Origin of the sequence: Phenylobacterium sp. (assembly GCF_036495085.1) — a bacterium.
Lineage (GTDB): Bacteria > Pseudomonadota > Alphaproteobacteria > Caulobacterales > Caulobacteraceae > Phenylobacterium.
Genome location: NZ_DASXNL010000132.1, coordinates 45,920 through 56,134, shown reverse-complemented (window position 1 = coordinate 56,134; position 10,215 = coordinate 45,920). Strand labels below are relative to the sequence as shown.

Genomic DNA, 10,215 nt, shown 5'->3' with positions numbered 1-10,215 from the left:
CGTTGACCTGGTGGTTTTGCCGGGGGGTCCCCACCCGATCCCATTCCGAACTCGGTCGTTAAGCCCCTCTGGGCCGATGGTACTTCGTCTTAAGGCGCGGGAGAGTAGGTCGCCGCCAGGTCTACCAAACGGATGTGAGATTCAGACCCTTCAATTCACGATGCCAGACCCAAGGCTTTGCCGCGGGGTGGAGCAGCCCGGTAGCTCGTCAGGCTCATAACCTGAAGGTCACAGGTTCAAATCCTGTCCCCGCACCCAAGTTTGAAAACGGCCCCTGCTGACGCGGGGGCCGTTTTTCGTTGTGCGTGTTCCGACCCCATGAATATTTGGCTTAGACTTGATCAAGCCGCAGCCGGAGCGCGCGATGTACAATATCCAAGGCCTAAAGCGACTGTCGCTGGGCGCTTTCCTCGCTATGGCGCTTGCCTTTCCTGCCGGCGCGCAGGCGCCCGATGAAGGTCACTACGTCTCTGCGGCGGAACTCGCCGGCCTGGTCGAAAAACCCAAGGACGGTCTCGCAACGGCGCCGGTGCCGACCGGGCCGGGTGCGACGGTTCTGGCTGCGCGCCGCGATGGACCGGGCGAGGTCGAGGTGCACGAACGTCTCAACGATGAGTTCGTGGTCCAAGCCGGCCATGCGACGGCGCGGGTGGGTGGAAAGGTCACGGGCAACCGTCGGACCGCGCCCGGCGAGTGGCGCGGCGGAACGATCGCAGGCGGCCGCAGCTATCAGCTGGCGCCGGGCGATGTCCTGTGGATTCCGGCCGGGTCACCCCACCAGGTGACGCCGAAGGGCGGGACTTTCCGCTATCTGGCCTTCAAGTTCGAGGCGAAACCCACCCCTGCACCGCAATAGCGGCGCCTCCCCGTGTTTAGGCTGAGGCCCGGGAATGACCGGGGGAGGGGCTTGCCATGTTGATGCTGATCGCCTCAGTCGTGGTGGCGGGAACGCTGGGCTCGCTTACAGACTGGCTGTTCATGGGCGTCCTTTTCCATGACGCCTACAACACATATCCGGAAGTCTGGCGGCCGGGTGTGCGCGAGGGCCGCAGCCGCGGCGCGATCATCTGGTCTTCGATCCTGGGTTATCTGATGACGGCCGCGGTCGTTGGCCTATGCGTCATCGCCCAGGTCACTTCGATCGCTGGCGGTCTGGCGGTCGGCGCGCTCGCCTGGCTTGCCGGACCGCCGGTCGTGATCATCGTCGCCAATATGTTCGTCAAAATGGACCCGAAGATTACGCTCGCCCACTGCCTTGGCTATGGCGCACGCCTGCTGCTCGCCGGCCTGGCGGCGGGCTTCGTCCTGGGGCGCGGCGTGGGCGGCTGAGTTACTTCGAGAAGATCGCCTTGGGCATCATCACGTGGACGCCCTTGTTTCGGTCCACCACCTCGGTGATGTCGACGTCGCCGGCGACGCTCACCAACATGTAGGCGTCATCGCGAGTCATCCCTTTGGCGGCGACCAGAAAGTCGACCATCTCGCGCACCGCCTTGTGCGCGGCGATCGAGAGGTCGTCGTCGAAGCCCATGGCGACGTAGTGGGTCGGCGTCTCGGCGCGCGGGTAGGAAGACGCCTGGCCCTTGTGCAGAACGAACTGAAGCGTGCCGACAAGCGAGGTCTCCATGGCGGTGACGTCAACCTCGCCGTTGCCCTGGCCGGCGTGACCGTCTCCCACCTCGAAGAGCGCGCCCGTCGCGTGAACCGGCAGGAACAGAGTCGTTCCTGCGACCAGCTCCTTGTTGTCCATATTGCCGCCATTGATGGTCGGAGGGGTTGAGTCATAGCGGCCGAAGCCAGGCGGGGGCGCGACGCCCATGCTGCCGAAGAACGGGTGCAGCGGGATGGTGATCCCCGGTCCGAACCGGGCGACCATCTTTGCCTTGTCGAGCGGGATGATCTTGGTCCGCGAATACGGGAAGTCGTCGGTCAGGATTCCCGCGCCGTAGCGGAACCCGTTGTAGGCGTAGGGGATCGCCAGATCGATCTTCAGGATCCGAATTTCCAGCGTGTCGCCGGGCTCGGCGCCGTCGACAGCGATCGGGCCAGTCAGGATGTGGCCGCCAGGGCCACGGGCTGAGGCGGGGACATTGGCGTAGACATCGCGCAGCGAGGCCTCCACCTGGTCGGGCGGTACGCCGTTCCGCTCAAGACCGGTCGGGCTGTTGGTCAGGAGCGTGTGGACCACGACGGTGTCGCCCGAGTGAACGGTGAGCGCGGGCTTGGCTGCCGCGTCATAGTTGCCCCAGGCGATGGTCTGGGGCGTGGCCTCCAGGGTGAAGGTCTGGCCTGTCGCCTGAGCGCTTGCGACGCCCGCAAAGAGAACAGCGGCCAGGGCCACGGCGGCCGCGGGCTTAAAATAGTCGGACATTCAAGAGGCTCCCTGGGGCCGCATCAGCGGTGAGCCGACTATTGGTCGCGGCCGGACAGCCATGCAAGGCGGCCGTGTCCCCAAAGAATTTGCCGGTCCTGTCGGCCTGGAAGATGGTGGACCGTCTTTCAGATGAGCGTCTGGACAAGGAGAGTGGATGTCATGGCCGGATCAATCACCGCCGACGTATTCCGCGTAGAGCGTTCGACGACGATCGCCGCTTCGCCACAAGCGATTTTCCCCTACATCGACGACTTCCACGCCTGGGAAGTCTGGTCTCCCTACGAGAAAATGGATGCGAACCTCGCCAAGACCTACTCCGGGCCGCCCCACGGCAAGGGCGCGGCCTACGGCTGGGTCGGTAAAAAGGCGGGGTCTGGACGGATGGAGATCCTCCAGTCGGATGCGCCGTCCAAGATCGTCATCCAGCTCGACTTCAGCAAGCCGATGACGGCGCACAACACCGCCGAATTCAGCCTCGAGCCGCATGCCTCGGGGACCAAGGTGACCTGGGCGATGTACGGCCCGAACACCTTCATGTCGAAGGTCATGGGGCTCTTCTTCAGCATGGACAAGCTTGTCGGACCGCAGTTCGAGGAGGGGTTGGCCAGCCTCAAGCGCGTATCAGAGGAACGGGCGGGCGCGGTCTCTACCTGACGAGTTTCCTTTGAGCGCCGGTCTTCGTTGTTGCGGTATGGCGCATGCGAATGCAGCCTTGATTGTCGCCGCGTCACCCCTAGCCTTATGGCGAAAACGCCGAGGGAACACGTAGGCCATGACCGACACGCTTGACTCCGTGGCGACCGACACCACGCCCGTCGATGACCTCGGCTTCGATCCTGAAGCCCTGCATGCGAAGTATCGCGAGGAACGTGACAAGCGCCTGCGGGCCGACGCGAATGCCCAATATCGCGAGATCACCGGCCAGTTCGCCCACTACCTCGACGATCCCTATGTGGAGCCCGGCTTCAGCCGAGCGCCGCTGACCGATGAGGTTGAGGTGGTGGTGGTCGGTGGCGGGTTCGGCGGCCAGTTGGCCGCAGCACGCCTGCGCCAAGCCGGCCTCAGCGACATCCGCATCATAGAGAAGGGCGGCGACTTCGGCGGCACCTGGTACTGGAACCGCTATCCGGGCGCGGCTTGCGACATCGAGAGCTATGTCTACCTGCCGCTGCTTGAAGAGATCGGCTACGTGCCGAAGGAAAAATACTCGCGCGCGCCGGAGATCCTGGCCCACAGCCGCGCCATTGGCGAACACTTCGACCTCTACAAGGGCGCCCTCTTCCAGACCGAAGTCACCGGAATGCGCTGGGACGACACCTCGGCGCGCTGGATCGTGAGCACCAACCGAGGCGACGCGCTTCAGGCGCGCTTCGTCGTCATGGCCAACGGGCCGCTACACCGCCCGAAGCTGCCTGGAATCCCGGGCATCGAAAGCTTCAAGGGACACTCATTCCACACCAGCCGTTGGGACTACGGCTACACCGGCGGCACAAACGAGGGGGGGCTGAGCGGTCTGAAGGGCAAACGGGTGGGTGTAATCGGCACCGGCGCTACCGCGGTGCAATGCGTGCCCCACCTGGGCGAGGCCGCCGCCGAACTCTACGTCTTCCAGCGCACACCGTCTTCGATCGATGTCCGCAACAACCGACCCACCGATCCGGAGTGGGCCAGGAGCCTCGAGGCCGGTTGGCAGCAACGGCGCATGGACAACTTCAATGTCCTGGTCTCCGGCGGTTTCCAGGAAGAGGACCTGGTCAACGACGGCTGGACGGACATTATCGGCAACATCCTGCTGCTTGCCCGCAAGAAGATGGCCGCCGGCGAGGTCGTCGAGGACCCGGCCGCGCTGATGCAGCTCGCCGATTTCAGGAAAATGGAGCAGGTCCGCGCCCGCGTGGACAGTGTCGTCGCCGATCCGGCGACGGCTGAGGCGCTGAAGCCCTACTACAACCAGTTCTGCAAGCGGCCGTGTTTCCACGACGAATATCTGGCGACCTTCAATCGGCCGAGCGTTCACCTGATCGACACGCAGGGCAAAGGCGTCGAGGCCATCACCGAAAAGGGCGTGGTCGCCAATGGCGTCGAGTACGAGCTCGACTGCCTCATCTACGCGACCGGTTTCGAGGTGGGCACCGAATACACCCGCCGCTCAGGCTATGAGTTGCATGGGCGCGATGGCCTGACCCTGTCTGAAAAGTGGCGGGGCGGGGCGTCCACCCTGCATGGCCTGCACAGCCGTGGTTTTCCAAACTGCTTCATCATCTCAAACACGCAGTCGGGGTTCACAGCGAACTTCCCGCACATGATCAACGAACAATCCAAGCATATCGCCTACATCCTGAAGCACGCCGCCGACCATCAGGTTCGGCTGATCGAAGCTTCGGAAGAGGCCGAGAACGCCTGGGTGCAGACGATCATCGACCTGTCGATAATGCGGCAGAAGTTCCTCGAGGAATGCACGCCCGGCTACTACAACAACGAGGGCAACGTGCAGGCTATGAGCGCGCGAAACGGCTCCTATGGCGCAGGGCCGGTGGCGTTCGTCAAGCTGTTGGAGGACTGGCGGGCGGAAGGGTCTTTGGCCGGACTGGAGCTGAACTAGCCGTAGCCTTCTTCACCTTTGCGCCGGTGTCGGCCGGGACGTTTGCCGGCTCTTGGTTCCCCCGTGCTGGTGCATTCATAGATCGGACCCGGCTCAGTGCGGGGGATCTTCCAGACCGCTCATTGCGGCGCTGCGCTGCGCGTAGGCCAAAGCCAGATCATTGGGCGGGTGTGGCTTGTATTTCTTGTGCGCCGTCTTGTGCGCCACCGGCCTCGCCGCCCACCGGGACTTCGCCACGCGCACGGCGGGGGGCTTGGCTATCGGAGCAGTCTTCGGCAGTGGCTGGGCGGCGGGGGCGCTCTCGGCCATTGGCAAGGCCGGCGGGCGCGCCTTCGCGCCGAGCGGGGGGGCAGCCTCGATCTGCGGGGGTGGAACCCCAAGCTCTGTCGCGGGCGTAATGAGGTTGGGCGGTGGCGCGTTCGTCAGGCTCGCGACGGTGGCGATCGGCGCCGGCCGCAGGATCGGCGTCAGCCAGACCCCAAGCCCTACCCCAACCGCCAGCGCGAGGAACACGGCGAGCAGGGTGGCGAGGCCGGAAATACCGGCGGGGGCATCCTCCAGGGGATCCAGATATTCTTCATCTTCCTCCGCTTTTTGCGGAGGCCGCGTAAGGTGCGGTGGGAGCGGCCCTTCATAGATCATGTAGGGCTGGTTCATGTCGTGCACGGCCATAGCGTCGTCGCCCCTGCCGGTTCTATTTCGCCAAGAAGCACCAGCCTCCAGTTCGCGCGATGACTTGACTAGTCGCTCGTTTGCCAGACGCGGGCCCAGAATCACTCTAGATACCGACATCACAACTTAGGATAGGCGTCAAATCTTGTGTGATGGCAATCTATCACACCCAGGGTAGACGAAAACTCCAGACGTGAGCTTTTTGGGCCCCATAGTCGGCGAGAAATCTCGTAACAGCTTGCCGACACCTCCCGCGCCCGCCTGCGCCTCGTCGGACTATTCGCTGACGTCGACGGTTTCCGGCGCGCGGCCCTCTTTCTCGGCGTGCCGGGCGCCAGCCAGAATCCCGGGCAAGGCATAGTTGCCCTCATGACAGGCGTACTCGTAAACGGGGCCCTTGGTGGCGTTCAGGGGCATCTCGGCCTTCCAGACCTGGCTGTATGTGGCCGGGTCGTCGATGGCGAACTGATACAGGATCTGGGTGGGGGAAATGCGCGTGAACCGCTCGGTCACCCTGGCGTTCGGCGACAATAGGATCGAGTTGTTGAAATAGGGCCGAAGGCTCTCGCCTGGATTGAAGTTGGTGGTCTCGACGACCAGGCTGTCGCCTTCCCACCAGCCGACGCTGTCGCCCATCCAGGGGCGGATATCGGCCTGCGGGTGCTTGCGGTCAGTGAGCCGTACGATGCGCGCGTCGTGGTTCATCTCGACCAGGATCGCCACGGCGTCCTTCGATTGTACGATCTGGTAGTTGTTGTTGTAGAGCACGTTCAGCATCGGGGGGCCGGCCGTCGAGCCGAAACCCAGGATGCACCGCTCGCCCAAGGGGCGGTTTTCCGGGCCATCCCAGCTGTTCCGGGCCTTGCGCAGGGCATCGACATAGGCCTTCCGTCCGGCCGGGCTGTACGGCAGCTGGCCGTTCGCCGGGTCAACGATCCAAGACGTGCGGACCTGGCCGTTGATGCGTCCCAGCGCAATGCCTGGGTCAGTCCACGAGGCGTTATAGCCGCCCGGATCATTGGCGGCGGGCGGGGCGCCGGACTTGGGATCGGTGGGCCGGTCCTGGGCGGCGCGAGCCGCGGCCCGGCGCTTTTCCAATGCGACAGCCTCGGCCTCTGTGAGCGTCAGGGATTTGAACATCGCCGGCCGCTGCAGGCTCGTCAGCGAAGCATTCGTCCAGGTGCCCTGTAGGTCCGGCTGCCCGAAGCTGTTGTGCGGCGCGTGGTAGTCGGCGGCGTGGGCCGCAGCCGAGGCGCTCAGCAGGGCGGCGAAAGCAAGGCGGGCGAGGGGTCGCGTCAGGCTGTGCATGGAGGGGATAGTTCGCCCGCATGGCTCGGCTTGCAAGTCGGCTCGTGTATCGTCGAGCGAACGGCTCAAAGGAGACATAGATGGAGGAGCTCTTCGACAGAACCTGGGCGCACATCGCGCTCAGCCGCCGCGAGGCGATCGTCGAGGTGAGGCTGGCCAGGCCCGAGGCCCGCAACGCGCTGAACGGCGAACTGATGGAGGAACTCACCGAGGTGGCGCGGCTCCTTCGGCGGCGGACCGACGTGCCGGCGGTGATCCTGACCGGGACCGAGAGCTACTTCTCCGCCGGGGCGGATCTTTCGGCGAGCCGGACCCGGGCCGCCCAACCAACCCTGCTGGAAGCCAGGCGAACCGTGATGGCCGGGCCGGACCTCTGCGCGGCATGGGAGGAGATCGAGGCCGTGACCATCGTCGCCATCGAGGGCTACTGCATCGGCGGCGCCAGCGCGTTGGCGGTTTCCTGCGACTTCCGGGTGATGGGGGCTTCCGCCTACATGCGCCTGCCGGAGGTCCCGCTGGGCATGAACATGAGCTGGCGCACGCTGCCCAAGCTCGTGGCGCTGGCCGGGCCTTCGCGCGCCAAGCAGTACGTGATGTTCGGCGAGCCTTGCGATGCCGGGCGTTGCATCGCTTGGGGCCTTGCCGACGAGGTGACGGCGGATGGCCAGGCGCTCGCCGCCGCTCGCCGCTGGGCCGACAAGGTCGCTGCTCTCCCGCCGTTGCCGGCGCGAATGACCAAGGAGGCGGTCAACGCCATCGCGGCGGCCAACGCGCAGGCGAGCATCTACATGGACCGTGACCAGTATCTGCTCATGAGCCGGACCGGCGATTATCGCGAGGGTATCGCGGCCTTCCGTGAGAAGCGGCCTGGCAAATTCAAGGGCGATTAGGCCGACGCTCCGGCGCGACTCCTAGGCGTTGCGCGCCATCAGCCCGCCGTCCACCGGGATCGTCGCGCCGGTGATGTAAGAGGCGGCGGGCAGGCAGAGGCTGAGCGTGATGTGGGCCACCTCATCGGGGCGGCCATAGCGCCCCAGGGCGGTGCGGCGCTTGGCGAAGGTCTGGCGGTCAGCCTCAGGGATGGCCTCGGTCATGCCGGTGAGGATCGGGCCGGGGCAGATGCAGTTGACGGTGATCCCCTCGCGCCCGAGCTCAACGGCGAGCGCGCGAGTCAGGCCGGTGACGCCGGCCTTGGCCGCGGCGTAGGCGCTGTCTCGGGCGGTCGCGCCAAGCGCCTCGGTCGAGGCGATGTTGACGATGCGCGCGGCGCCCGACTTGCGCAGATAAGGCAAAGCCGCGCGCACGATCCGCTGGTGCGAGGTCAGCATGACGCCGAGCGCGCGCGTCCAGACGGCTTCGTAGCTGTCCGCGTCGATTGCCGAGAAGCCGCCGACGCCGGCGTTGTTGACCACGATGTCGAGCCCGCCGAACCGCTCGGCCACCAGGACGACGACACTGGCGATGGCCTCGCCGTCGGCGACATCCAGCGTCCAGGCCTCGGCGCTGAAACCGCGGTGGACCAAGTCGTCGGCAACTTCTCGCACGCTCTCCGCGGCGATGTCGGTGAGCGCCACGTGCGCGCCCTCGGCTGCGAACACCTCGGCGGTCGCTCGGCCCATGCCGCTGGCCGCACCGGTGATCAGGACGGTGGATCCGGCGACGGAACGCGCGTTCTCGGTCATAGGCTAAGGCCTCCGTCAACGATCAGGGTCTGGCCGACCACGTAGGCGGCCAGAGGCGAGGCGAGGAACAAGGCTGCTCCGGCCATATCCTGCGGCGTACCCATGCGCCCGAGCGGGATCGATCGCAGGGCGCCTTCCCGGCGCTCGGGATGCTCGGTGGTGACCTTGGTGAGCTTGGTGTCGACCAGGCCCGGGGCCAGTCCAACCACGCGGATCCCATCGCGCGCCCAGGCCTCGCCCAGCGTCTTTGTCAGGCTTACCGCGCCGGCCTTGGACGCTGCATAGGCCGGATTGCCGCGATTGGAGGTGTAGCCGGAAACCGAGCTCACAATGATGATGACGCCCCGGCGGGCGGCCAGCGTGTCGTGAAACTTCATGGCGCAGGCCATCAGGCTGTCGAGGTTGACCGCCATCACCCGGTCCCAGCCTTCGGGCTGGAACTCTCCGCGGCGGTAGACCACGGTCCCTTGGCAGAGGACCAGGATGTCGAGGGCGTTCGGGCCTGCTGCCGCCTCGACCTGGCCGCGGTCGCCGACGTCGACCTGCTGGTAGGCCAGGCCGTTGAGGTTCGACCCCTCGACGCCGTCGTAGTCCGCCGCGCCCGGCCGCGTGCCCCAGACATGGACGGCTGCGCCACGCTCCACAAAGGCGTGCGCGATGCCATTGCCGATGCCGCTCGAGCCGCCCACCACCAAAGCGGCCTTGCCGCTGAAATCGAGCTCACCCATGACCTAGCGTCCCCTGAACACCGGCTCGCGTTTTTCCAGGAAGCTCGCGACGCCTTCCTTGTGGTCGTCCGTCCGCATGAGCTCGCGGATGGCCGCGATCGCCCAGGTCCCGATTTCGCGCGGGTCGCCATGGGCGGTGCGATTGAGGCCCTCCTTCAGGCGCTGCACGGCCAGTGGCGGGTTGGCGGCGATGCGGCCGGCGAGCGCGCTCGCGCGCGCCATGAGGTCGCCATGTCCGGTCACCTCGCTGACCAAGCCGATCCGCAGGGCTTCTGCGGCATCGATGATCTCTCCGGAGAACAGCAACTCGGCGGCCTTGGCCGGGCCGACGACCGCCGGGAGGCGGTAGAACCCGCCGACGTCGCAGACCAGGCCCCGCTTCACGAATAGCTCGGCGAAGCGCGCCTTTTCGGAGGCGATGCGAATGTCGGCGAAGAGGGCCAGCTCCATGCCCCAGCCCACGGCTGCGCCGTTCACCGCGGCGATCACCGGCTTGCCACATTCCAGCGCCGCCATGGCGGCGGGCGTAGGCTTGGGTTCGGCCGGCGCCTTCTGGGCGGAAAACGACTTGGGCCCGGCCATGATTTCGGCGACGTCGTCACCTGAGCAGAACGCCGGATCGGCGCCGGTGACGATCACCGCGCGCACCTGCGGGTCCGCAGAGGCGGCGCGAAAGGCGGCCTCCAGCTGGTCATAGGCGCGATAGTTCAAGGCGTTGCGCCGCTCAGGCCGGTTCAGGGTGATGGTGGCCACGTGCGCCTCGAGCGCGCAAAGCACGCAGTCGAAATCCGCCGTTCGTTCGACGAGCTGACCCATATTTTGTTTCCTTCCCAGGATGATCGTCGCACG

At 65.9% G+C, this 10,215-nt stretch carries 11 protein-coding genes, 1 tRNA gene and 1 rRNA gene; 7 read left to right on the top strand and 6 right to left on the bottom strand.

Annotated elements, in window-relative coordinates; genetic code table 11:
• The first annotated feature begins 6 nt into the window (after positions 1 to 6).
• The 4 genes from rrf (at position 7) to VGI62_RS15030 (ending at position 1,329) form a co-directional block, all read left to right on the top strand.
• A 5S ribosomal RNA gene (rrf, locus tag VGI62_RS15045) occupies positions 7 to 121 on the top strand.
• 60 nt (positions 122 to 181) lie between these two features.
• Positions 182 to 258: transfer RNA gene (locus VGI62_RS15040), tRNA-Met, on the top strand.
• Between the two features lie 106 nt (positions 259 to 364).
• A complete protein-coding gene (locus VGI62_RS15035) occupies positions 365 to 856 on the top strand; it encodes a cupin domain-containing protein (RefSeq protein WP_331505327.1) in 492 nt (163 codons plus the stop codon).
• A gap of 56 nt (positions 857 to 912) precedes the next feature.
• Positions 913 to 1,329: a hypothetical protein gene (locus tag VGI62_RS15030; RefSeq protein ID WP_331505326.1), complete on the top strand. Its 417-nt coding sequence runs from the start codon at positions 913 to 915 to the stop codon at positions 1,327 to 1,329.
• Position 1,330: 1 nt separating this feature from the next.
• Here VGI62_RS15030 and VGI62_RS15025 read toward each other — a convergent pair whose 3' ends face one another.
• Entirely contained in the window at positions 1,331 to 2,371 is a 1,041-nt protein-coding gene (locus tag VGI62_RS15025; RefSeq protein WP_331505325.1) for an acetamidase/formamidase family protein, read from the bottom strand.
• A gap of 162 nt (positions 2,372 to 2,533) precedes the next feature.
• Here VGI62_RS15025 and VGI62_RS15020 point away from each other — a divergent pair, with 162 nt between their 5' ends.
• Both VGI62_RS15020 and VGI62_RS15015 read left to right on the top strand, forming a co-directional pair.
• Entirely contained in the window at positions 2,534 to 3,028 is a 495-nt protein-coding gene (locus VGI62_RS15020) for an SRPBCC family protein (protein WP_331505324.1), read from the top strand.
• Between the two features lie 118 nt (positions 3,029 to 3,146).
• Positions 3,147 to 4,976 (top strand): NAD(P)/FAD-dependent oxidoreductase, encoded by a 1,830-nt coding sequence (locus VGI62_RS15015; protein ID WP_331505323.1) that lies wholly within the window; start codon positions 3,147 to 3,149, stop codon positions 4,974 to 4,976.
• Positions 4,977 to 5,069: 93 nt separating this feature from the next.
• On the opposite strand, the gene VGI62_RS15010 is transcribed toward VGI62_RS15015, so the two are convergent.
• Together VGI62_RS15010 and VGI62_RS15005 are read right to left on the bottom strand one after the other, a co-directional pair.
• On the bottom strand, positions 5,070 to 5,648 hold the full coding sequence (locus VGI62_RS15010) for a hypothetical protein (RefSeq protein ID WP_331505322.1): 579 nt from the start codon (positions 5,646 to 5,648) through the stop codon (positions 5,070 to 5,072).
• A gap of 276 nt (positions 5,649 to 5,924) precedes the next feature.
• Entirely contained in the window at positions 5,925 to 6,956 is a 1,032-nt protein-coding gene (locus VGI62_RS15005) for a hypothetical protein (RefSeq protein WP_331505321.1), read from the bottom strand.
• A gap of 80 nt (positions 6,957 to 7,036) precedes the next feature.
• Between VGI62_RS15005 and VGI62_RS15000 the strand changes: the two genes are divergently transcribed.
• Positions 7,037 to 7,846 carry an enoyl-CoA hydratase/isomerase family protein gene (locus tag VGI62_RS15000; protein WP_331505320.1) on the top strand — a complete coding sequence of 270 codons (810 nt, stop codon included), beginning with the start codon at positions 7,037 to 7,039 and terminating at the stop codon, positions 7,844 to 7,846.
• 21 nt (positions 7,847 to 7,867) lie between these two features.
• On the opposite strand, the gene VGI62_RS14995 is transcribed toward VGI62_RS15000, so the two are convergent.
• From VGI62_RS14995 to VGI62_RS14985, 3 genes are read right to left on the bottom strand one after another with little or no spacing between them, the layout of a single operon-like run.
• Positions 7,868 to 8,638, bottom strand: coding sequence for an SDR family NAD(P)-dependent oxidoreductase (locus VGI62_RS14995; RefSeq protein WP_331505319.1), 771 nt, complete (start codon positions 8,636 to 8,638; stop codon positions 7,868 to 7,870).
• Positions 8,635 to 9,366, bottom strand: a complete 732-nt coding sequence (locus VGI62_RS14990) for an SDR family NAD(P)-dependent oxidoreductase (RefSeq protein WP_331505318.1) — start codon at positions 9,364 to 9,366, stop codon at positions 8,635 to 8,637. The genes VGI62_RS14995 and VGI62_RS14990 overlap by 4 nt, the downstream gene beginning before the upstream one ends.
• Positions 9,367 to 9,369: 3 nt before the next feature.
• Positions 9,370 to 10,182 carry an enoyl-CoA hydratase/isomerase family protein gene (locus VGI62_RS14985; protein WP_331505317.1) on the bottom strand — a complete coding sequence of 271 codons (813 nt, stop codon included), beginning with the start codon at positions 10,180 to 10,182 and terminating at the stop codon, positions 9,370 to 9,372.
• Positions 10,183 to 10,215 lie beyond the last annotated feature (33 nt).

What these genes read in the sequence shown, in the direction of transcription:
- VGI62_RS15035 (WP_331505327.1), top strand. Translation starts at nt 365, where the DNA reads ATGTACAATATCCAAGGCCTAAAGCGACTGTCGCTGGGCGCTTTCCTC.
- VGI62_RS15030 (WP_331505326.1), top strand. Translation starts at nt 913, where the DNA reads ATGTTGATGCTGATCGCCTCAGTCGTGGTGGCGGGAACGCTGGGCTCG.
- VGI62_RS15025 (WP_331505325.1), bottom strand. Translation starts at nt 2,371, where the DNA reads ATGTCCGACTATTTTAAGCCCGCGGCCGCCGTGGCCCTGGCCGCTGTT.
- VGI62_RS15020 (WP_331505324.1), top strand. Translation starts at nt 2,534, where the DNA reads ATGGCCGGATCAATCACCGCCGACGTATTCCGCGTAGAGCGTTCGACG.
- VGI62_RS15015 (WP_331505323.1), top strand. Translation starts at nt 3,147, where the DNA reads ATGACCGACACGCTTGACTCCGTGGCGACCGACACCACGCCCGTCGAT.
- VGI62_RS15010 (WP_331505322.1), bottom strand. Translation starts at nt 5,648, where the DNA reads ATGGCCGTGCACGACATGAACCAGCCCTACATGATCTATGAAGGGCCG.
- VGI62_RS15005 (WP_331505321.1), bottom strand. Translation starts at nt 6,956, where the DNA reads ATGCACAGCCTGACGCGACCCCTCGCCCGCCTTGCTTTCGCCGCCCTG.
- VGI62_RS15000 (WP_331505320.1), top strand. Translation starts at nt 7,037, where the DNA reads ATGGAGGAGCTCTTCGACAGAACCTGGGCGCACATCGCGCTCAGCCGC.
- VGI62_RS14995 (WP_331505319.1), bottom strand. Translation starts at nt 8,638, where the DNA reads ATGACCGAGAACGCGCGTTCCGTCGCCGGATCCACCGTCCTGATCACC.
- VGI62_RS14990 (WP_331505318.1), bottom strand. Translation starts at nt 9,366, where the DNA reads ATGGGTGAGCTCGATTTCAGCGGCAAGGCCGCTTTGGTGGTGGGCGGC.
- VGI62_RS14985 (WP_331505317.1), bottom strand. Translation starts at nt 10,182, where the DNA reads ATGGGTCAGCTCGTCGAACGAACGGCGGATTTCGACTGCGTGCTTTGC.